At 70.9% G+C, this 20,156-nt stretch carries 20 protein-coding genes; 10 read left to right on the forward strand and 10 right to left on the reverse strand.

The annotated features are described in order from the left end of the window. Both J4573_RS32280 and J4573_RS32285 read left to right on the forward strand, forming a co-directional pair. Positions 1–921, forward strand: coding sequence for a hypothetical protein (locus tag J4573_RS32280; protein WP_208259706.1), 921 nt, complete (start codon positions 1–3; stop codon positions 919–921). Then, entirely contained in the window at positions 918–2,426 is a 1,509-nt protein-coding gene (locus J4573_RS32285; RefSeq protein ID WP_208259707.1) for a flavin-containing monooxygenase, read from the forward strand. Before J4573_RS32280 ends, J4573_RS32285 begins: the two co-directional genes overlap by 4 nt. Before the next feature lie 3 nt (positions 2,427–2,429). Here the strand turns inward: J4573_RS32285 and J4573_RS32290 are convergent, their stop codons facing one another. Continuing rightward, the gene (locus tag J4573_RS32290) at positions 2,430–2,885 is read right to left on the reverse strand and encodes a hypothetical protein (RefSeq protein WP_208259708.1); all 456 of its coding nucleotides are present in this window, start codon (positions 2,883–2,885) and stop codon (positions 2,430–2,432) included. A gap of 67 nt (positions 2,886–2,952) precedes the next feature. Between J4573_RS32290 and J4573_RS32295 the strand changes: the two genes are divergently transcribed. Then, a complete protein-coding gene (locus J4573_RS32295; protein WP_208259709.1) occupies positions 2,953–3,321 on the forward strand; it encodes a nuclear transport factor 2 family protein in 369 nt (122 codons plus the stop codon). 3 nt (positions 3,322–3,324) lie between these two features. On the opposite strand, the gene J4573_RS32300 is transcribed toward J4573_RS32295, so the two are convergent. Continuing rightward, complete coding sequence (locus tag J4573_RS32300) at positions 3,325–4,512, reverse strand: SMI1/KNR4 family protein (protein WP_208259710.1); 1,188 nt, start codon at positions 4,510–4,512, stop codon at positions 3,325–3,327. A gap of 230 nt (positions 4,513–4,742) precedes the next feature. Then, the gene (locus J4573_RS32305) at positions 4,743–5,669 is read right to left on the reverse strand and encodes a quinone oxidoreductase family protein (protein WP_307797065.1); all 927 of its coding nucleotides are present in this window, start codon (positions 5,667–5,669) and stop codon (positions 4,743–4,745) included. Positions 5,670–5,763: 94 nt separating this feature from the next. Between J4573_RS32305 and J4573_RS32310 the strand changes: the two genes are divergently transcribed. Continuing rightward, positions 5,764–6,351: a TetR/AcrR family transcriptional regulator gene (locus J4573_RS32310; protein WP_208259711.1), complete on the forward strand. Its 588-nt coding sequence runs from the start codon at positions 5,764–5,766 to the stop codon at positions 6,349–6,351. On the opposite strand, the gene J4573_RS32315 is transcribed toward J4573_RS32310, so the two are convergent. Both J4573_RS32315 and J4573_RS32320 read right to left on the reverse strand, forming a co-directional pair. After that, the gene (locus tag J4573_RS32315; protein WP_208259712.1) at positions 6,352–7,149 is read right to left on the reverse strand and encodes an NAD-dependent epimerase/dehydratase family protein; all 798 of its coding nucleotides are present in this window, start codon (positions 7,147–7,149) and stop codon (positions 6,352–6,354) included. Between the two features lie 2 nt (positions 7,150–7,151). Further along, positions 7,152–8,507 (reverse strand): MFS transporter, encoded by a 1,356-nt coding sequence (locus J4573_RS32320; protein ID WP_208259713.1) that lies wholly within the window; start codon positions 8,505–8,507, stop codon positions 7,152–7,154. 82 nt (positions 8,508–8,589) lie between these two features. On the opposite strand from J4573_RS32320, the gene J4573_RS54435 reads away from it, so the two are divergent. After that, positions 8,590–9,726 carry an Lrp/AsnC family transcriptional regulator gene (locus J4573_RS54435; RefSeq protein WP_243773896.1) on the forward strand — a complete coding sequence of 379 codons (1,137 nt, stop codon included), beginning with the start codon at positions 8,590–8,592 and terminating at the stop codon, positions 9,724–9,726. 59 nt (positions 9,727–9,785) lie between these two features. Here the strand turns inward: J4573_RS54435 and J4573_RS32335 are convergent, their stop codons facing one another. Beyond that, a complete protein-coding gene (locus J4573_RS32335; RefSeq protein WP_208259714.1) occupies positions 9,786–12,302 on the reverse strand; it encodes a DNA gyrase/topoisomerase IV subunit A in 2,517 nt (838 codons plus the stop codon). 88 nt (positions 12,303–12,390) lie between these two features. On the opposite strand from J4573_RS32335, the gene J4573_RS32340 reads away from it, so the two are divergent. Beyond that, a complete protein-coding gene (locus J4573_RS32340) occupies positions 12,391–13,554 on the forward strand; it encodes a lactate 2-monooxygenase (protein WP_208259715.1) in 1,164 nt (387 codons plus the stop codon). Positions 13,555–13,645: 91 nt separating this feature from the next. After that, positions 13,646–14,305 carry an ABC transporter ATP-binding protein gene (locus tag J4573_RS32345; RefSeq protein ID WP_208259716.1) on the forward strand — a complete coding sequence of 220 codons (660 nt, stop codon included), beginning with the start codon at positions 13,646–13,648 and terminating at the stop codon, positions 14,303–14,305. Positions 14,306–14,476: 171 nt separating this feature from the next. Here the strand turns inward: J4573_RS32345 and J4573_RS32350 are convergent, their stop codons facing one another. Continuing rightward, complete coding sequence (locus tag J4573_RS32350) at positions 14,477–14,935, reverse strand: nuclear transport factor 2 family protein (protein ID WP_208259717.1); 459 nt, start codon at positions 14,933–14,935, stop codon at positions 14,477–14,479. Between the two features lie 94 nt (positions 14,936–15,029). Here J4573_RS32350 and J4573_RS32355 point away from each other — a divergent pair, with 94 nt between their 5' ends. From J4573_RS32355 to J4573_RS32365, 3 genes are all read left to right on the forward strand, one after another. After that, complete coding sequence (locus tag J4573_RS32355) at positions 15,030–16,043, forward strand: GlxA family transcriptional regulator (RefSeq protein WP_208259718.1); 1,014 nt, start codon at positions 15,030–15,032, stop codon at positions 16,041–16,043. Positions 16,044–16,113: 70 nt separating this feature from the next. After that, a complete protein-coding gene (locus J4573_RS32360; RefSeq protein WP_307797068.1) occupies positions 16,114–17,277 on the forward strand; it encodes a sensor histidine kinase in 1,164 nt (387 codons plus the stop codon). Next, positions 17,274–17,879, forward strand: a complete 606-nt coding sequence (locus tag J4573_RS32365; RefSeq protein WP_208259720.1) for a response regulator transcription factor — start codon at positions 17,274–17,276, stop codon at positions 17,877–17,879. Before J4573_RS32360 ends, J4573_RS32365 begins: the two co-directional genes overlap by 4 nt. Before the next feature lie 70 nt (positions 17,880–17,949). Here the strand turns inward: J4573_RS32365 and J4573_RS32370 are convergent, their stop codons facing one another. The 3 genes from J4573_RS32370 to J4573_RS32380 form a co-directional block, all read right to left on the reverse strand. Next, complete coding sequence (locus tag J4573_RS32370) at positions 17,950–18,522, reverse strand: hypothetical protein (protein WP_243773897.1); 573 nt, start codon at positions 18,520–18,522, stop codon at positions 17,950–17,952. Between the two features lie 112 nt (positions 18,523–18,634). Next, on the reverse strand, positions 18,635–19,384 hold the full coding sequence (locus J4573_RS32375) for an SDR family NAD(P)-dependent oxidoreductase (protein WP_208259721.1): 750 nt from the start codon (positions 19,382–19,384) through the stop codon (positions 18,635–18,637). A gap of 66 nt (positions 19,385–19,450) precedes the next feature. Beyond that, on the reverse strand, positions 19,451–20,026 hold the full coding sequence (locus tag J4573_RS32380; RefSeq protein WP_208259722.1) for a TetR/AcrR family transcriptional regulator: 576 nt from the start codon (positions 20,024–20,026) through the stop codon (positions 19,451–19,453). Positions 20,027–20,156: the final 130 nt, after the last annotated feature.

Here is a 20,156-nt window from a genome sequence, read left to right on the forward strand (position 1 = left end):
GTGGACGACTTCGACGCGATGCTCCAGAAGATCAAGGACCGGCAGTGGGCGCTCGCGGAGGTGGACTGGGACGCGCCGGGCGCGGAGGAGATCACCGAGGAGCAGCGGCCCCGGCTCCGGGCGTTCATGGCCGACCTGGTGTGGATCGAGAACATCGGGGCGCGGGGCTTCGCGGCCATGGCCAAGAAGGCGCCGACCGAGACGCTCCGGCAGATCTACGTGTACTTCCACGCCGAGGAGCAGCGGCACGCCAACGCCGAACTGGCCCTGATGCGGCGGTGGGGGATGCTCGACGACGGCGAGGTGCCCGAGCCGAACGTCAACGTGCGCCTCGCCATCGAGTGGCTGGACCGGTACTCCGACGACATGCCGCTGTCGATCCTCGGCACCGTGATCCCGATGCTCGAGGTCGCGCTGGACGGGGCGCTGGTGAAGTTCCTGCTGGACGAGGTGCACGACCCGGTGTGCCATGAGGTCTTCCAGAAGATCAACGCGGACGAGTCGCGGCACCTGGCCGTCGACTTCCAGGTCCTGGACCTGATCGGGCACGCTCCGGCGCGGCGGCTGCTGATCCAGGCCGTGGGGTCGGCCGCGAGCCCGGGGGTGCTGCTCGGGGCGCTCATGTACATCCCGTTGCTCAACAAGATGCGCGACAACATCGTCGCGATGGGGTTGAAGGAGGAGCGGCTGTACGCGGCGATGCGGCGCTTCACCTCCGTGGGCGAACGAGGTGAGGGGACGCGACGCCTGGTCACCTACCAGGTGCTCAAGCGGCACGCGGCGATGGTGATCGACCGCGGGCATCCCTACCACCGCCTCGCCGACTTCATGGTCCGGGCGACCGACCACTATCCGAGGCGTTTGCTGCGCCGTACGCCTGCCTGGGCGAAGGAGCTCACGCACGAGCCGGTGGCCCGATGACCGCGCCGAACGACGCGGGCCGTGCGACCGCGCCGGCTGAGGCGACCGCGGCGGGCGGGGTGGTCGCGGTCGTGATCGTCGGCGCGGGCTTCGCCGGGCTGGGGGCCGCCGTGCGGCTCAAGCAGGCGGGCATCGACGACTTCGTGGTGCTGGAACGGGGACGGGAGGTGGGCGGCACCTGGCGCGACAACACCTATCCGGGCGCGGCCTGCGACATTCCGTCGCTGCTCTACTCCTACTCGTTCGCCCCGAATCCCGGCTGGTCGCGGGCCTACTCGGGCAGCGAGGAGATCCTCGGCTACATCCGGGGGATCGTCGAACGCTTCGACCTGGAGCCGCACGTCCGGTTCGGCGCCGACGTCGAGGACCTGGCGTTCGACGAGAAGGAAGGGACGTGGACGGCCCGCACTGCCGGCGGTGGCTCGTTCATCGCGCGGAGCGTCGTGATGGCGGCCGGGCCGCTGGCCAACGCCGGGCTGCCCGACATCCCCGGGATCGGCGACTACACGGGCCGGATCATGCACAGCGCCCGATGGGACCACGACTACGACGCCGCCGGTAAACGCGTGGCGGTGATCGGGACCGGTGCGAGCGCCGTGCAGATCATTCCCGAGCTCGTACGGGAGGCCGCGAGCGTCAAGGTCTTCCAGCGCACGCCCGGATGGGTGCTGCCACGCCTGGACTACCGGCGGCCGGACTGGAGCAAGAGGCTGCTCCGCCGCGTTCCGGCCGCCCAGACCGCCGCGCGACGCGCCTGGTATCTGGGGCACGAGGCCGTGGCCCTCGGGCTGGTGTGGGACACGGCCTTCACCTCCCTGGTCGAACGGGCCTCGAAGGCCTACCTGCGCGCGTCGGTCAAGGACCCGTGGCTGCGGCGGCAGCTGACGCCCGACTTCCGGCCCGGCTGCAAACGCATGCTGATGACCAGCGACTACTATCCCGCGCTCCAGCGGGACAACTGCAAGCTCATCACCTGGCCCATCGCGACGCTGTCACCGGCCGGGATCCGTACCGCCGACGGCATCGAGCACGAGGTCGACTGCATCGTCTTCGCCACCGGCTTCGACGTCTGCAAGACCGGGACGCCGTTCCCGATCCGAGGAAGAGCCGGACGCGAGCTGGCCGCCGAATGGTCGCGCGGTGCCCAGGCGTACAAGAGCGTCAACGTGTCGGGCTATCCGAACCTGTTCTTCACGTTCGGGCCGAACTCCGGGCCGGGCCACAACTCGGCGCTGGTCTACATGGAGGCCCAGATCGACTACGCCGTGAAGGGCATCAGGCTGATCCTCGACCGCGACCTGTCCGCGCTCGACGTGAAGGCCGGCAGCCAGGAGCGCTACAACCGCCGGATGCAACAACGCCTACGCCGTACGACCTGGAACTCCGGCTGCAAGAGCTGGTATCTGACCGAGGACGGCTACAACGCCACCATGTATCCGGGCTTCGCGACGCAGTACGCCCGGCAGATGGCCAGGCTCGACCTCGCCGACTACAGCGCGGACTGACGTTCAGTAGCCGTAGTAGGCGGGCGGCGGCTGGGACGGCGGCGGGGGCTGCCCGGTGGCGTCGAAGGCGGCCTTCACCTCGGGCTTGCTGAGCACCACGAGCGCCCAGATGCCGATCGGGATGCCCGCGATGAAGCAGCAGGACGTGACCGGGACCATCGCCAGCACCGCCGCCGTGAGGGCCAGGCCCCGGGACCTGACGCGGAGCATGTTGATCCCGCCGACGATGACGAGCGGCGCGATCACCAGGCTGATGAGCACGGATACCTCGGTCATGAGGTAGCCCGCCACGTAGGCGGCGTCGCGCCCGGAATCGGGTACGACCCGTTCACCGTTGCCGATCCGCGCGAGTGTGGACAGAAGCGAGAGCACGCCGGCCAGGACGTTGATCGAGCCGACGACGATCAGGGCGGTCGCCGGCCCGCGGACCCCTGGTGACGCCGGGGGGTACTGATACATGGCGGGAGCGTACGCGCCGGGCGTCTCCGCGGTGGTCAACCAAGCGATCGCTTGTTAGGGTCGCGGCATGCCGACTCAGGACCACATGAAGGCCGCGCTCCAGGCGTACATCGACGGGTTCGCCGCCGGCGACGCCGCCGCGGTCTCCGCCCTGTTCGCCGACGACGCCGAGATCGAGGACCCCGTCGGCCACGCGCCCGTCCAAGGACGCGCGGCGATCGACGAGTTCTACAAGAACGCCATCGACATCGGGACCAAGCTCCTCCTCGACGGCCCCATCCGCGGCTCCCACGGCGCCCGCGCCGCCATGGCCTTCACCGTCGACGTCCCCGCCATGAACATGCGCATCCGAGCCATCGACGTCATGACCTTCAACGACGACGGCGAGATCATCAAGATGGAGGCCTTCTGGGGCCCCGACGACATCGAATCCTGACCCCTAGACAGGCCCAAGGTCCCCTTCGACGGTCGTCCGAGTGATGAGCGGCCGCCCCCAGAGCCCAAGAATCTCGTTCGCCACCTCGGCGACCGGGACCGGATGCCGCACCCCGGGCGTCTCGATGGCAGCGGCCTTCAGGCTTGGCGGGACCGCCTCGGCGTCGAGGAGGACGCGCCAGTCCTCCGGACTGATCTCCAGGAACTCCAGTCCGGTGAGGTCGGCGATCTCCAGCGGGTCGGCGAGTGTGCCGGGGTAGGCGGACAGCGTGCGAAGCCGGGGCGACCCGGTGAGGGGCGCGAGGCTGAACGGCTCGCCTTCCCAGACGCCGATGGACAGGACCTCCAGGGCCGGGTCGGCGGCCGCCTCGATGCTCGTCAGGCTGCCGTCGTTGACGTGGGCCACGGCCGGGCCCAGGTCGTTCGGATCGGCCAGGGATTCTCTGCGCGGGTGCGTCACGTAGTCGGTCAGGGAGTCGGCGAGCAGGTAGGCGCCGGTGTCCCGCAGGCGAGCGAGCATGATGATCTGTCCGAGGTGCCCGCGCGGGCCCGGCGTCAGGTCGATCGCGATCCGTTCGCCGCCGCCGTCGTGGCCGAACGCGATCCAGCCGGGTGACCCGACCACACCCTGCACGGCGGCGTCGGCCGGGGTGACCACGGCTTCGCGTGCCGCGTACCGCCACGAGCGCCGACGGCGGGACGGGGTGATGATGTGCACCTCGTCCAGCGGGAACAGTTCGCACCCGAACGCGTCATAGAAATGCTCGGACCAACCGTTCTGCACCCGGTAGAGGGTCTTGAGCTCGTCGGGCAGCGCGATGCCCAGACGTGCCTCCGCTGCGGCGATCTCGGCCTCGGTGACGCCACCGGCATCAGGTAGTCGGCTGCGGAGGGTCCGCTCGAGTAGCGCCAGATCCGCGGACGGGGACGGAGCCGCTTCGGGGGTCGGGTCGGGCAGGCGGCGCCAGGGTTCAGGAACCGAGCCCTCGACCAGGATGAGTGCGCTCGGATGGGGTCCGTTCCTCATCTCTGTGGCGGTGCCGGGCAAGTGCAGATGGAGGACGGCCCGCCCGCTCGGTGAGATCTCGGCGGCGAACGAGATGACGTCGAGGTCGGCGTCCAAGAGCGCACGCTGAACGATTCCCGCTGGCTCGTACTCGGCCGGCCTGCCCCCGGCCAACAAGGTGGCCATGCTGGGTATCGGCCGCCGCGGCGGTGCCTCGATGGTCCACCCGCCGCGACGGTCGATCCGTCCTCCCACGTGGCCTCCTGGAACGGCCAGAGTCTCGGCGTTGTCTTCCCAGAGCACCCGCAGCAGCGGCTCCCAGGTCGCGAAGGAATGAATCGATGACAACGGTGTCCTCCGGTCGTCCCGATGGTCGTGATGAGGAGTATCACGAGGTGGGGACATTCCTCCGCGGGTCAGGGGCGGAGGAGGAGTTTGCCTGTGGGGGTGCGGGCCTCGATGCGGCGGTGAGCTTCGGCGGCTTCGGCCAGGGGGAGGGTCTCGTCGATGCGGGGCTTGAGGCGGCCTTCGGCGACCAGTTTGAGGGCCTCGGGCTTGGCTGCTTCGACTGTGTCCAGCCAGGGGCCTTCGGAGGAGCACGCGGTGAGGGTCAGGCCTCGGGGGATGAGGTCGGCCGCGGTGATGGCGGGCGGGCCGTTCAGGACGCCGTACTGGAGGATGCGGCCGGTGCCTCGGGCCAGAGCGGGGAGCAGGGTTTTGGTGGAGTCGCCGCCGATCGAGTCGAAGACCAGGTCCACCTCGCCCTCCTTGAGCTGCTCGGGCCAGGTGGGGTCGGTGTGGTCCAGGACGGTGTCGGCGCCCAGGTCGCGCACAGCGGCGGCCTTGGCAGGGCCTCCGGCGGTGGCGATGATGCGGCCGGCGCCGTACGCGCGGGCCAGTTGGGTGAGGTAGCCGCCGACGCCGCCTGAGGCGACCTCGATGAGCACGGTCTCGTTGCCGGTGAGGGCTGCCTTTTGGAGGAGGCCTAGGGTGACCGCGCCCTGGACCGTGATGGCGGCGGCGTCTTCGCTGGAGACGTTTTCGGGGATCGGGGTGAGGTTCTCGGGGGACGTGGCGACGTGTTCGGCGTACGTGCCGCTGGAGTTGAGGTCCATCAGGAAGACGCGTTGGCCGTTCAGGGTGCCTACTGCTTCGAAGCCGAATGTGGTGGGGAGCGGGCGGGGGAAGGGGAACGTGCCCGAGCGCAGGAGGGTCTCGTAGAAGGCGACGGGGACGATCTCGGTGTGGACGAGCACCTGGCCGGGGCTGGGGGTGGGCGCCTCGACCTCTTCGGGGACCAGGACTTCGGGGGTGCCGGTTTCGTGCATGACGATCGCTCGCACTGGAGCTCCTTGGTAAGTGGACCTCAGGTCAAGTTACTATATGGACCGGTGGTCAAGTTCGTCCAGTGGGAGGTCCGTGCGGGATCATTCGGAGATGGAGACCGAGCGCCGCCCTGAGCGGGCCGACGCGGCGCGTAACCGGCGTGCGATCCTGCGCGCGACCGAGGAGCTGCTGCGCGACAACCCGCCCGAGCAGGTTTCGGTCGAACGGGTCGCGGCGGCGGCGGGCGTTGGTAAGGGGACGGTCTTTCATCGGTTCGGCAGCCGGATCGGGCTCATCCAGGAGCTGCTGATCGAACGGGCGCAGGCGTTCACCGACTCGCTGGAGACGGGGCCGCCGCCGCTCGGGCCGGGCGCTCCGGCGGGGGAACGGCTCCTGGCGTTCGTCGACGCGGCGATCGAGCTGATCGAGCGCAACATCGGGCTGATGGTCGCGCTGGAGCACGCGGCGGCGACCTCGCGGCAGGAGGACCGGGACTCACATCCGGTCTACGGCGCGTGGCATCGGCATGTGAGCGCGCTGCTCGCCGAGGCCGCGCCGGGCGTGGACGCGGAGGTCACGGCACATCTGCTGCTCGGCGCGCTGCACAGCGACCCGGTGGTGCTGGCCTTCCGCGAGGGAGAGGGCGAGCGGGTCGCCGCCGCGCTGCGGGTGATGGTGAACGGGCTGATCGACCGTTGATCAGCCCAGCCGGGCCCGATCGATCGTGAACTCCTGGCTGGCGAAGTAGCCGCCCTGCGGTTCGTCGCTCGGGCCGTAGTCCGCGGCGCCCGGGATCTGACTGGCGTAGGTCTCGGCGTCGTCCTGCGGCGTGTAGCCGAGCTCCCGGCTGATCTCCCAGAAGCCGCGAGTGTTGGCCGACACGGCGTAGGCGGCGATGAAGCCGGGGTGTGGGACGGTGATCGCCGCCTCGGTGAAGCCCGCCAGGTCGCGCGGGCTCAGCCAGGTCGCCAGGTGCCGAGGCTCGGACGGCTCGTGCTCGAAGCTGCCGATGCGCAGGCAGACGACGTCCAGGCCGAACTTGTCCACGTACAGCCGGGCCAGCGCCTCGACCGCCACCTTGCTCACCCCGTACAGGCCGTCGGGGCGCGGCGGCATCTCGGGGTTGAGGCGCTCGGAGGTCGAGTAGTGGCCGGTCAGGCGGTTGCTGCTGGCCAGGACCACGCGCCGCACGCCGGTGCGGCGGGCCGCCTCCAGGATGTCGTACGTGCCGAGGATGTTGCCCTCGACCAGGTCGGGGAAGGGGGCCTCGTCGGAGACTCCGGCCAGGTGGACCACCGCGTCGGCGCCGTCGATGAGCTCGATGGCGTCCTCGATCGAGGCCAGCTTCGTCTGCCGTACCTCCTCGTTCGGCGCCTCGGCCTTCAGGGGGACCCGGTCGACCAGGATCAGGCGGTCGGCCGCCTCCCGCAGCGGTGCGCGCAGCGCCGAGCCGACCCGCCCGGCGGCGCCGGTCATCACGATCGTTCCTAGAGACACGATCACGAGTGTCGCATGAACGCGGCGGAACCGGCGGTCGCGACGAGGACGGCGGCGGCGACCCAGACGGCGTTCTGCGGGCCGTGGAAGAAGACCGTTCCAAGGGCCGCGATGCCGAGCGTTCCGCCGAGCTGCTGAACGGAGTTGAGCAGGCCGGCGGCCGATCCGGTCTCGTGCGGGCGCACGCGGGCGAGGGCCGTGCTGAAGAACGGCGTCGTGAACATGCCGAGGCCGAGCCCGCCGATCGCCAGCGCGGGCAGCAGTGTCCAGTGGTGGCCGGAGTAGGCGGCGACCAGGCCCAGGCAACCGGCGAACAGCGTGGCCAGGCCCGCGAACATCAGACGCGAGCCGTAGCGCGGGTAGAGGTACGCGCCGGACGTCCAGGACGAGATCGCCATGCCGCACGACCAGGGCAGGAGCGTCAGGCCGGACCGCAGGACGCTGTGGTGCTCGTTCAGCTGCGACTGCAGGACGACGACGAGCATCAGCCCGTTCATCACCGAGAAGAACAGCACCGAGCTGACCAGCGCGGCCGGGAAGCCGCGGTTGTGGAACAGGCTCGGCTCGACCAGAACGGGGCGGTTGGTACGGGTTGGGGCGATGCGGAGGGCCAGGAGCAGCAGGACCGCGACGCCTGCTGCGAGGGCGATCCAGGTCCACGCGGGCCAGCCGGCGGTGTTGCCCTGGACGAGCGGGTAGACGATCAGGCCCGTGCCGAGCGTCGCCAGTCCCGTTCCGGCGAGGTCGAGGCGCGGGCGGTGTTCGGCACGGTCCTCCAGCAGCCACCGGGACGCGACGAGCACCGCGACGCCGAGCGGCACGTTCACCAGGAACACCGAGCGCCACGACGAGATCTCGGTCAGCGTGCCGCCGAGCACCGGGCCGGTCACCGCCGCCAGGCCCATCACCGGGCCGATCGTGCCGAGCGCCTTCGGCAGTTCGGGGCCGTCGAACATCGCGCGGATCAGGCCGATCGTCTGCGGGATCACGAACGCCGCCGCCGCGCCCTGCACGGCCCGCGCGCCGATCAGCACCGCCGGCGCCGGAGCGCACGCGCACGCCAGGGACGCCAGCACGAAGACCGAGACGCCCAGCCGGAACGCCCGCGCCCGCCCGGCGATGTCGCCGATCCGGCCGCCGGTGATCAGCAGCACGGCGAACGGCAGCGTGTACGCCGCGCCGTACCACTGGAGGTCGGAGGTCGATCCGCCCAGGTCTTGGTGGATCACCGGCGCGGCCACCTGGACGATCGTGGTGTCGAGCAGGTTCATGGCCTCGGCGAGCAGCAGCGTCGCCAGGGCGAGCCAGCGCCACCGATAGGGGGTGGCGGTCGCCGCCGTCGGAGTCGTCGTCAACATGCGACCAAGCGTGCGGGCCGGGCCTGGTCTGTTTCCATTCCCGGCGTACGGATGGTCGATATCTTCCAGATAGCCTTGGATCATGAACGATCGTCACGCGCTGGACGACGTCGATCGCGGCCTGATCCACGCCCTCACCATCGACGGCAGGGCGCCGTTCAGCAGGATCGCCGCCGCGCTCGGCACCTCCACGCAGACCGTGGCGCGCCGCTACCGCCGCCTGGTCGCGGACGCCGCGCTGCGCGTGGTCGGCCTCGCCGACGCCGGCCACGCGGGACGCCCGCGATGGATGATCAGGCTCACCGCCGGGCCGCCCACCGCCCAGGACGTCGCGCAGGCCCTGGCACGCCGTTCCGACACGTCCTGGGTGAAGCTCACCTCGGGCGGTACGGAGATCTTCGCCATCATCGACCCGCCGCCCGGTGCGGAGGGCGACCGCTCGTTGCTGCTCCAGGACATCCCGCGCACGGCCGGAATCACCGCCGTCTCCGCGCACAACGTCCTGCACACCTACTTCGGTGGCCCCACCGGCTGGCGCGGCCGCCCCAACGTCCTCACGACCGACCAGCAAGCCCTCCTCGCCCCCGCCCACGACGTTCCAGCGCAAGACGCACAGAGCGAGGACGACGTACAGGCCGGGGGCGGCGCGCTGACCGGGCGAGGGGTGCAGACCGGGCGGAGCGCGCTGGCCGGGCGAGGTGCGCAGACCGTGCGCGGTGTGCCGAGTGAGCGAAGCGTGCTGACCTCGGACGATGCGGCGTTGATGGCGGCGTTGCGGCGGGATGGGAGGACGAGCCTGACCGATCTCGCCACCGCCACCGGCTGGTCGGCGGCAACGGTGGCGCGGCGGCTGGCGGGGCTGCGGGCGAGCGGCGCGATCTTCTACGACGTGGAGATCGATCCGGAGGTGTTCGGGGCGACGATGCAGGCGCTGCTGTGGATGTCGGTCGCCCCGGCGCACCTGGACGAGGTGGGGGCGACGCTGGCGGGCCATGAGGAACTGGCGTTCGTCGCCGCGACCACCGGGCCCACCAATCTCGTCGCGAACGCGCTTTGCTCGGGTCCGGAGGCCCTGCACCGTTACCTCACACAACACCTCGGCGCCCTGGAGTCGATCCGTTCGCTGGAGACCGCTCCGGTGCTTCGAACCGTCAAGGCTGTGGGGCCCATCACACGAAACCGGGATCGATCGGCGGCGCCCGGACGTCTGAACACGTAGGAAGCCCGCTCCCTCGGGGGTGGAGCGGGCCTCCTCTTCGTTCTAGAGAGCCGAGCGGATCACTCCTCGGCGGGCTCCGCGCCCTCCGAGGACTCCGCGCCCGCCTCGACGAGCGGGCCGAGCGGCCCGCCGACCGCGGCGACGGGCTTGCTGAGCTTCTCGCCCGAGCCGTCCCGGCGGCCGAGCTCCTCGGGCAGGTCGATCGGCTTGCCATTGGACGCGGCGCCGCGTACCGGCGTCACGCCCGCCCAGGCCAGCAGCAGGGTGTCCTCGCCCTTCAGGAAGCGATGCGAGCGGACGCCGCCCGTCGCGCGCCCCTTGGCCGGGTATTCGGCGTAGTCGGCGACCTTGATGGCCCCGGTCTGCGTGCCCGGCAGCGCCGAGGACGACCCGGAGATCGTGACGACCCGCGCGTCCCATTCCGGATCCACCGAGCCGAACCAGACGACGCGGGCGCCCGCCGACAGCTTGATGCCCGCCATGCCGCCCGCCGGACGGCCCTGCGGCCGGACCAGCGAGGCCGAGTAGCGCAGCAGCTGCGCGTCGGTGGTGATGAAGACCAGGTCCTCGTCCTCGGAACGCAACTGCACCGCGCCGACGACCTTGTCGCCGTCCTTGAGCCCGATCACCTCGAACTCGTCCCGGTTGCCCGGGAAGTCGGGCAGCACCCGTTTGACCACGCCCTGTTCGGTGCCGAGCGCCAGGCCCGCCCCCGACTCCTCCAGCGCGCCGATGCCGACGACCTTCTCGCCGGACTCCAAATCGACGAACTCACTCACCGGGGCCCCGCCCGCCAGTGACGGCGGCGTGGCCGACGGCGGCAGCGACGGCAGGTCCAGCACGTCCACCCGGATCATCCGGCCCGCCGAGGTCACCGCGCCGATCTGGCCCCGCGCGGTCGTCTGGACCACCGACACCAGCACGTCGTGCGGCGAACGCGAGCCCTCCACCGGCAGCGGGTCGGCCGTGCCCGTACGGGCCAGCAGGCCCGTCGAGGACATCAGCACCAGGCACGGGTCGTCGGCGATCTCCAGCGGCATCGTGGCCGTCTTGGTTCGCGCGACGCCGTTGGACTCCAGCAGCACGGTCCGGCGCGGCGTCGCGTACTCGGCGGCCACGTCGGCGAGCTCGCCCGACACGACCGCGCGCAGCTTGGTCTCCGACTCCAGGATCGCGGTCAGCTCCGCGATCTCCCGCGCCAGCTGCTCCTTCTCCTTCTCCAGCTCCAGCCGGTCGTACCGGGTGAGGCGCCGCAGCGGCGTGTCCAGGATGTACTGCGCCTGGATCTCCGACAGCTCGAAGATCTGCATGAGGCGCTGCTTGGCCTGGGAGGCGTCATCGCTCTGCCGGATGACCTGGATGACCTCGTCGATGTTCAGCAGGGCCACGAGGAGGCCGTCCACCAGGTGGAGCCGGTCCTCGCGCTTCTTGCGCCGGAACATCGACCTGCGCCGGACCACGTTGATCCGGTGGTCCACGTACACCTGCAGCATCTCGCGCAGGCCCAGCGTGCGCGGCTGGCCGTCGACCAGCGCCACGTTGTTGATGCCGAACGTCTCCTCCAGCGGCGTCAGCCGGTAGAGCTCCTCCAGCACGCTCTCGGGGATGAACCCGTTCTTGATCTCGATGACCAGCCGCAACCCCACGTTGCGGTCGGTCAGGTCCTTCAGGTCCGAGATCCCCTGGATCTTCTTGGCGTTGACCAGGTCCTTGATCTTGGAGACGACCCGTTCCGGGCCCACCGTGTACGGCAGCTCGGTGACCACGATGCCCTTGCGCCGCGGCGTCACGCTCTCGATGTGCGCCGTCGCCCGGGTCCGGAACGTCCCGCGCCCGCTCTCGTACGCGTCGCGGATCCCCTCCAGCCCGACGATCTTGCCGCCCGTCGGCAGGTCGGGCCCCGGCACGAAGCGCATCAGATCGTCCAGAGAGGCCTCCGGATTGTCGATCAGATGCCGCGCCGCCGCGATGACCTCGCCCAGATTGTGGGGCGCCATGTTGGTGGCCATGCCGACCGCGATCCCGGCCGACCCGTTCACCAGCAGGTTGGGGAACGCCGCCGGCAGGACCTCCGGCTCCATCTCCTGCCCGTCGTAGTTGGGCCGGAAATCAACGGTGTCCTCGTCGATCGACTCCACCATCAGCATGGCGGCGCGCGACAGCCGGGCCTCGGTGTACCGCATGGCGGCGGGCATGTCGTCGCCGCCGAGCGACCCGAAGTTGCCGTGCCCGTCGACGAGCGGCATCCGCATCGCCCACGGCTGCGCCAGGCGCACCATCGCGTCATAGATCGCACTGTCGCCGTGCGGGTGCAGCTTGCCCATCACCTCGCCGACGACCCGCGCGCACTTGACGTGCCCGCGGTCGGGGCGCAGCCCCATGTCGTTCATCGAGTAGAGGATGCGCCGCTGCACGGGCTTCAGCCCGTCGCGCGCGTCCGGCAACGCCCGCTGGTAGATGACCGAGTAGGCGTACTCAAGGAAGCTGCCGCGCATCTCCTCGGAGACATCGACGTCGACGATGTTCTCTTCGAAGTCCGGCGGCGGGGGAGGGGCTTGGGATCCGCGTCGTGCCATGTGGGACATTGTTGCCGAGTCCAAGGACAGATTCGCACCAGCTGCCCCGGCGCGCCGCGCGACATAGCGGTTTTCCAGGAGGTTTCGCATGAGCTCGTTGGCCGATTTCCAGAATGAGATCTACCTCAGCGGGCTCGCCGACGTGGTTCCTGACCTGCCGACCGACCTGACGAAGCTGGAAGAACTGGCCGAGCAGAAGCTATCGGCGGCGTCGTACGGATATGTCGCGGGCGCGGCGGGGAGCGAGACGACGGCGCGGGCGAATCTCGAGGCGTTCGAGCGGTGGCGGATCGTTCCGCGGATGTTGCGGGACGTGGCGGAGCGGGATCTGTCGGTCGAGGTGCTCGGAACGGCGATGCCGGCTCCGGTCGTGCTGGCGCCGGTGGGGGTGCAGTCGATCTTCCATCCGGAGGGGGAGCTGGCGACGGCGCGGGCGGCGGCTTCCACGGGTGTGACGATGGTGCTGAGCACGGCGGCGTCGAACACGATGGAGGACGTGGCCGAGGCCAATGGGAGTGGGCCGCGTTGGTATCAGTTGTATTGGCCCAAGGACCGGGAGATGGCGGTCAGCTTCCTGGAGCGGGCCAAGGCGTCGGGGTACACGGCATTGGTCGTCACGCTTGATACGTTCACGCTGGCGTGGCGGCCTCGGGACCTGGACCAGGCTTATCTGCCGTTTCTGAGGGGGATCGGGGTCGCTAACTTCTACAGCGACCCGGTCTTCCAGAAGGCCGTGGGCGGGCCGGTGACCGAGGCCAACAAGGACGCGGCGCTCATGCACTGGGTGGCCAACTTCGGGAATCCTTCGCTGACCTGGGACGACCTGGCGTTCTTGAGGGAGCACTGGGACGGGCCGATCGCGCTCAAGGGCATCCAGCACCCCGATGACGCGCGGAAGGCCGTCGACGCGGGGATGGACGGTGTGATCGTCTCCAACCACGGCGGGCGGCAGGTCGATGGGGCCGTGGCCTCGTTGGACGCGCTGCCGGGGATCGTTGAGGCGGTGGGCGATCGGGCTGAGGTTCTGTTCGACAGCGGGATTCGGACTGGGGCGGATGCCGCCAAGGCGCTGGCCCTGGGGGCCAAGGCCGTGCTGGTGGGGCGCGCTTACACGTATGGGCTGGCGCTGGGCGGCGAGGCGGGCGTACGGCACGTGCTGCGGTGCCTGCAGGCCGAGCTGGAGCTGACCCTGATGCTGGCCGGAGTGACCCGGCCTTCGGAGCTGGGCGCGGAGTTCCTCACGCGGGTCTGACATTTGTCATGGGTGACCCGTGGAAACCTCAGCGGTGGCTTCTGACGGGCGTGACTGCACGTTCGGCCTGATGATCGGCAGCATTGAGGTCATGAAGGCGAATGTGATCGAGGTGCGGGAGATCAGGGTCCGTTTCGGCGCTGACGACGCCGTCCGGGGGGTCTCGTTCCGCGTCGCCGAAGGGGAGATCTACGCGCTGCTCGGGGCGCGCGGGGCCGGGAAGACCACGCTGCTGGAGGTGGCCGCCGGGACCCGCAGGCCCACGATCGGGTCGGTACGTGTGCGGGGGCTCGACCCGTACGAGCGGCGGGACGCCGTGGGGGCCGTGTGGCGGGACGGTGGCCTCTTCCCGGGGCTGACCGTCGCCGAGGTGGTCGACACCTGGCGGCGGTGGACGATGGACCCGCTGACCAGGGATGAGGCCCTGCGGCTGACGGGACTGTCCGGGCTGGCGGATGTGCCCTTCGAACGGCTGACCGATGGGCAGCGGCGCCTGCTGGATCTGGCCTTGGTGCTGGTCGGGCGTTCGGACGTGCTGTTCCTGGACGAACCGACGGCCGGGCTGGACGAGGCCGCGGCGCGGACCGTCTGGGCGGTGCTCAGGGTGCTGGCGAGGGCCGGGGTCACGATCCTGGTCGCCACCCATGATGTGGACGAGGCCTGCCGCGCCGATCGGATCGGCGTACTGGACCACGGCGTCCTGGTCGTCGGCGACATGACCGGCGACCGAAACGCGGTCCAGGCGGCCTGAGTCCTGTTCACAGTGGACCTCGACCACGCACCGCGAGCGCGCTACCTGACCGGCGGGCCCGATGCCGGAGGCGAGGGCCCGCTGGTCAGATCGCGAAGCGATATCGCGCTCGCCGCTTTTGTGGTTCGGCCCGTCAGCCGCCAGGCGAGCGGGCCGAGGCCACGAAAGCCTTCAAAAAGGAAGGGCTTGGTCCCGTTCCTCCTCGGGGCGGGGGCCGAAGATGCGGCGGTCGGCCTCGGCGATCTCCACGTCGTTGATGCCGGCCTCGCGCCGCCGCATCAGGCCCTCGTCGTCGAACTCCCAGAGCTCGTTGCCGTAGCTGCGCCACCAGCGGCCGTCCGCGTCGTGCCACTCGTACTGGAAGCGGACGGCCATGCGGTTGCCGCGGAAGCCCCACAGTTCCTTGCGCAGCGCGTAGTCCTGCTCGCGCTTCCACTTGTCGGTGAGGAACGCGACGATCTCGTCCCGGCCGGTGACCCAGCGGTCGCGGTTCCGCCAGACCGAGTCGGGGGTGTAGGCGAGCGCCACGCGTTCGGGATCGCGGGTGTTCCAGGCGTCCTCGGCCGCCTGCACCTTGGCGCGGGCCTGCTCGACGGTGGTGAACGGGGGGACTGGCGGTCGTGTCGTCATGGTTCGAGCCTCGCCGAACGGGTGATCTTCCTCCATGTCCATCTGGCCACGTATGCCACACATGTGGACATCGATGATCGCTACCCTGGGGCCCATGCCGATCAGGAGCGCCAGGAGCGGGCGGAGTGGGCGGAGCGTGGCCGTGCTGGCCTACGAGGGCGTGCGGCTGCTGGACGTGACCGCGCCGCTGGAGGTGTTCAGTACTGCGGCGTCCCTGAGCGGCGGGGCGTACGAGCCGATCCTGTGCACGCCGGACGGGGAGCCCGTCACGACCGCGTCGGGCGTACGGCTGATGCCCGCGGCCTCGGCCGCGGACGCCTGCGGCAGCCACACGTTCATGATCCCCGGAGCGCCGGACCTGCCCCGATCGCCGTCACCCGAAGGCGTGCCCAAGGCGGTGGAGGCCTTGGCGGGGACCGCCCGGCGCGTCACCTCGGTCTGCACGGGCGCGTTCGCCCTGGCACGGGCCGGGCTGCTGGACGGGAAGCGCGCCACCACGCACTGGCGGCACGCCGCGACCCTCGCCCGCGCCCACCCCAAGATCACCGTCGAGCCGGACGCGATCTTCGTACGGGACGGGGCGGTGCTCACCTCGGCCGGGGTCTCGGCGGGCATCGACCTGGCGCTGGCGATGGTGGAGGAGGACGAGGGGGCGGGCCTGGCCAGGGAGGTGGCTCGCGACCTGGTGGTCTTCCTGCAACGGCCCGGCGGCCAGTCCCAGTTCTCGGTCGCCTCACGTACCCCGCGCCCGCGCCGCGACGTGCTGCGGGCGCTGCTGGACGAGATCATCGCCGACCCGGCGGCCGATCATTCGCTGCCCGCCATGGCCGCGCGGGCCGGGGTCAGCGTCCGGCACCTGACCAGGCTCTTCCACGAGGACGTCGGCACCACCCCCGCCGCGTTCGTGGAGTCGGTACGCCTGGAGGCCGCCCAGTCGCTGCTGGAGGGCGGGGAGCCGGTCACCGCCGCCGCGCGGCGTTCGGGCCTGGGCAGCGACGAGTCGCTGCGCCGGGCGTTCCTGCGGCATCTGGGCGTCACCCCGTCGGCCTACCGGGCACGGTTCCGTACCTCCGCCCGCGCGGCTTCGGGGGACGACACGGCGGCCTGAGGGTCGCATACGCTGGGCATCTCCTGTGACCGGAGAGGGACGCGTGCAGCCGAGGATCCCCCGACCGACCGTGATCGCCGCGAGCTTCGTGGCCGTCACGCTGGTGTCGCTCGCGGGCCTGCTGATGCCGGCGCTCTGGTACGAGGCGTTCGTGCGCCCCGATCTCGGCCGCTTCACCGTCGGGCTGCTGAGCGTGGCGGCGATCTTCGCGCTGTACGGGCGGCTGCTCTGGCTCAACCTGATGCGGCGCACGGCCCCGTCCCACCGGCTGGGGCTGGCGGCGATCGCGGCGGCCTGCTGGGCGCTGCCGCCGGTCCTGGGCGCGGACAACGGCTGGGGCAACGCGCTGGTCGTCCCGGCGGGGCTGATCCCGGTGGTGCTGCCGCTGCGCGAGGCGGTGGCGACGACCGCGGTGGCGACGGTCCTCACCCCGGCGTACGGGCTGGTCCTGGGCCTGCCCGCGCTGAACGTGCTGTACGAGTTCTTCGGCGTCCCGGTCGCGGCGTTCTCGGGTTACGTGACCATCTGGCTGTTCCACGTCGCTCACGAACTGCGGGAGGCCCGGGCCGAGCTGGCGCAGTCGGCGGTAGGGGAAGAACGGCTGCGCTTCGCCCGCGACCTGCACGACGTCCTGGGTCACAGCCTTCAGGCGGTCGCGCTGCGGGCCGAGGTCGCCGACCGCTTCCTGGACCGCGATCCCGGCCGGGTCCGCAAGGAGCTCACCGAGATCCAGACGATGGCGCGCGACTCCGTACGGGACGTGCGGGAGATCGTTCGCGGCTACCGGGCGACGTCGCTGCGGTCCGAGCTGGACGGCATGTCGGCGGTGCTGCAGGCCGCCGGGATCTCCTGCGAACGCCCCGAGGTCGCCGACCTGCCCGCCCACGTGCACGAACCGCTCGGCTGGGTGGCCCGCGAGGCCGCCACCAACCTGCTGCGCCACAGCGGCGCGGGCTGGTGCCGCATCGAGGTCTGGACCGACGACGCCGTGCACCTGGAGATCACCAACGACGGCGCCCCTCGGCGAAGCCGCCACCATGCCGCAGGGGGCGTGGGGGGTCGTCCCCCCTCGGAAGACGGAGGCGGCGCCTCTTGGGGCTCGCACGACGCGGGCAGCGGGCTGGCGGGCCTGGCGGAACGGATCGCGGCCGCCGGCGGCGAGTTCACCGCCGGACCCGGCGGGGACGGCACGTTCCGGGTGCACGCCAGCGTGCCGCTGAAGGGAGAGGCATGATCCGTGTCCTGCTGGCCGACGACCACGCGCTGATCAGGGAGGCGCTGGTCCTGCTGCTGGAGACCGAGGACGGCATCGAGGTCGTCGCCGACGTCGGCCGCGGAGACGAGGCGGTCGAGCAGGCGCTCAAGCTCGCGCCCGACATCGCCGTGCTCGACATCGACATGCCGGGCCTCGACGGCCTGGCGGCGGCCGAACGCCTCTCCCGCGAACTCCCGTCCTGCAAGCTCGTGATCGTCACCGCGCACGGCCGCCCCGGCAACCTCCGCCGTGCCATGGGCGCCGGAGTCCGCGGCTTCCTCGGCAAGGACGCGCCGGGCGCCCAGCTCGCCAAGGTCATCCGCCAGGTCTCCGAAGGCGCCCGCTACATCGACCCGCAGCTGGCCGCCGACGCCCTCGCCGCCGAGGAGTGCCCGCTCACCCCCCGCGAGCTCGACACCCTCCGCGCCGCCGCCGACGGCGCCCCCATCTCCCGCATCGCCCGTTCACTGGGCCTGTCCGAGGGGACCGTCCGCAACTACCTGTCGGCCGCCGTCACCAAGCTGGGCGTCGACAACCGCCACGCCGCCGTCCGCGCCGCCCGCGATCTCGGCTGGCTCTGACCCACCGGCTCTGACGCCCCCGCTCTGACGCGCCTGGCTCGAACGGACGAACGGACGAACGGACGAACGCTCAGGCCGTGGAGCGGAGCGGTCCAACGGCGTGCCCGAGGTCGAGGGACGCGAGGGTCGATCCGTCCTCCGCCAGGGCCTCGACGATCGGGGCGCGGCGGGCGCCCCAGACGATCACGACGTGGCCGTGGGCGGGGATCTCCATCGCGCGGCGGCCGACGCGCATGTGGGTGGTCTCGGCCGAGACCCGCAGGCGGGCCTGGCTCACCCACTTGGCGCCCCACGGCAGGAGCCGGTCGGCGTTGCGCACCGACTTGCTCGTGCCGTAGCGGACGAGGTGGCCGCCGAGCTCCCCGGCGGTGCGGCGGGCGAGGGGCTCCTCGGGCGCCGAGCCACCGCCGCCGCCCAGCTCCATCCACTCGCCGTTGCGCCGGTGGAACGTGGTGCCCTCGATGAAGAGCGAGGCGGGGTCGAAGGGGGAGCGGCTCAGGAAGGTCACGACGCCGACCTCGCCGTCCTGGTCGACGCCGAGCGGCATGAAGCCGAGGCTCTCGTCGAACACGGTGGGGGCGGGATCGGGCATCCCCTCGCGCAGCAGCCGCAGGAGCTCCTCGTGCAGCTCGTGGTCGTTCATGCTCCTGGACCTCTGATCGTTCGGACAACGGAAAGGGTCCCTTCCGCAACCGGAAAGGACCCGATAACGCCGTGACAAGACTAAGGGCGGAGGTCGTCTGATTTCACCTAGATCATGCGGTCGCTCCGCCGTCGATGACGAGGTCGTGGCCGACGACGAAAGTGGACTCGGGGGAGGCCAGCCAGAGGACGGCGGCGGCGACCTCGGCCGGGTCGCCGACGCGGCCCGCCGGGACCGCCCCGCGCACGCGGGCGTCGCGGTCCTCGCGGGTCTCGCCGGGGCGGTACGACATGGGGGTGTCGCTGGCGCCGGGGCTGACGGCGTTGATCCGGATGCCGTCGGCGGCGTACTCACGGGCGGCGGTCTGGGTGAGAACGCTCACGGCGGCCTTGGAGGCGGCATAGGCGGACAGGCCGGGGCGGCGGCCGTGCGCGCCGATGTTGGACGCCATGTTGACGATCACGCCGCCGCCGTTGGCCTTCATGTGGGCGATCTCGTGCTTCATGGACAGGAAGACGCCGGTCAGGTTGACGTCCATGACGGCCGCCCAGGTCTGCTCGTCGAGGTCGGCGACCGGGGCGGCGCCGCCGAAGATGCCCGCACTGTTGAACGCGATGTCCAGGCGGCCGTGCCGTTGGACGGTGGTGGCGACCATGCGGGCGACGTCGGTGGCGGAGGTCACGTCGGCCACGACCGTGTCGGCGCGGTCGATCTCCTTGGCCGCGGCGGTCAGGTCGGCCTCGTTCCGGCCCGCGAGGACGACGGTGGCGCCCTCGGCGGCGAAGGCCTTCGCGGTCGCGCGCGCCAGCGCCCCGGCGCCCCCGGTGATCAGGACGACCTTGTCAGCGAAACGGGCGGTCATGGCGTTCTTCCCATCGGTTGGCTGAGTCCGGCTCAGATATGTAGATCGTTCGGTCTTGAATGGGGCTTAGGTGAGGAGGGTCTGGGCTTGGCGGGCTGCGTCGCGGAGGCGGGCGGGCTCGGTTCCGGCGCGGCCCATGACGCGCATGCCCTGGAAGAGCGTCATCAGGAGGCGGGCCAGGGCGCGAGGGTCCTTGTCGGGGGCCAGCTCGCCCTGCGCCTGGGCCCTGGTGAGCGCCGAGGTGAGGGAGGTTTCGAGCGTGGTCCAGCTCGTCTCGACGGCGCGGGCGGCCGCGGGGTCGCGGGCGGCCAGCTCGACGGCGGTGTTCACCACCATGCAGCCGTGGTCGGTGGTGATCGACTCCTCGGCGTAGCGCTCGATCAGCGCGCGGACCGCCGGCAGAACCCGGCCGGGCTGGGAGAGTGCCTGGACGATCGCGGGGTCCTTGACCTGCAGATAGCGCTCCAGGGCCTTGAGGTAGAGCTCGTGCTTGCCGCCGAACGTGCCGTAGATGCTCGCGCGGGCGATCCCGAGGTGCTCCACGAGGTCGGCCATCGAGGTCGCTTCGTAGCCGCGCTCCCAGAACAGCTCCAGCGCGCGCTCCAGGGCGGCGTCCGGATCGAACTCCTTGGTCCTTGCCATGGGTGTGACTCTAGGGCTTTCGAGAACGATCGGTCAAATATGGGCGAACGGGATGGTTGGTCGGTGTGCACAAACCGGCGAGAAGGAAATTGCCGTCTTTGTCAGCGGCGCGGCCGCGAAGCGTGAGTCA

Origin of the sequence: Actinomadura barringtoniae, assembly GCF_017573505.1 — a bacterium.
Classification (GTDB): domain Bacteria; phylum Actinomycetota; class Actinomycetes; order Streptosporangiales; family Streptosporangiaceae; genus Spirillospora; species Spirillospora barringtoniae.

Coding starts and splice junctions, on each gene's coding strand:
- J4573_RS54435 (WP_243773896.1), top strand. CDS start 8,590: ATGAACGATCGTCACGCGCTGGACGACGTCGATCGCGGCCTGATCCAC.
- J4573_RS32295 (WP_208259709.1), top strand. CDS start 2,953: ATGCCGACTCAGGACCACATGAAGGCCGCGCTCCAGGCGTACATCGAC.
- J4573_RS32320 (WP_208259713.1), bottom strand. CDS start 8,507: ATGTTGACGACGACTCCGACGGCGGCGACCGCCACCCCCTATCGGTGG.
- J4573_RS32370 (WP_243773897.1), bottom strand. CDS start 18,522: ATGAACGACCACGAGCTGCACGAGGAGCTCCTGCGGCTGCTGCGCGAG.
- J4573_RS32285 (WP_208259707.1), top strand. CDS start 918: ATGACCGCGCCGAACGACGCGGGCCGTGCGACCGCGCCGGCTGAGGCG.
- J4573_RS32380 (WP_208259722.1), bottom strand. CDS start 20,026: ATGGCAAGGACCAAGGAGTTCGATCCGGACGCCGCCCTGGAGCGCGCG.
- J4573_RS32300 (WP_208259710.1), bottom strand. CDS start 4,512: ATGGCCACCTTGTTGGCCGGGGGCAGGCCGGCCGAGTACGAGCCAGCG.
- J4573_RS32310 (WP_208259711.1), top strand. CDS start 5,764: ATGGAGACCGAGCGCCGCCCTGAGCGGGCCGACGCGGCGCGTAACCGG.
- J4573_RS32350 (WP_208259717.1), bottom strand. CDS start 14,935: ATGACGACACGACCGCCAGTCCCCCCGTTCACCACCGTCGAGCAGGCC.
- J4573_RS32335 (WP_208259714.1), bottom strand. CDS start 12,302: ATGGCACGACGCGGATCCCAAGCCCCTCCCCCGCCGCCGGACTTCGAA.
- J4573_RS32345 (WP_208259716.1), top strand. CDS start 13,646: ATGAAGGCGAATGTGATCGAGGTGCGGGAGATCAGGGTCCGTTTCGGC.
- J4573_RS32340 (WP_208259715.1), top strand. CDS start 12,391: ATGAGCTCGTTGGCCGATTTCCAGAATGAGATCTACCTCAGCGGGCTC.
- J4573_RS32355 (WP_208259718.1), top strand. CDS start 15,030: ATGCCGATCAGGAGCGCCAGGAGCGGGCGGAGTGGGCGGAGCGTGGCC.
- J4573_RS32290 (WP_208259708.1), bottom strand. CDS start 2,885: ATGTATCAGTACCCCCCGGCGTCACCAGGGGTCCGCGGGCCGGCGACC.
- J4573_RS32375 (WP_208259721.1), bottom strand. CDS start 19,384: ATGACCGCCCGTTTCGCTGACAAGGTCGTCCTGATCACCGGGGGCGCC.
- J4573_RS32365 (WP_208259720.1), top strand. CDS start 17,274: ATGATCCGTGTCCTGCTGGCCGACGACCACGCGCTGATCAGGGAGGCG.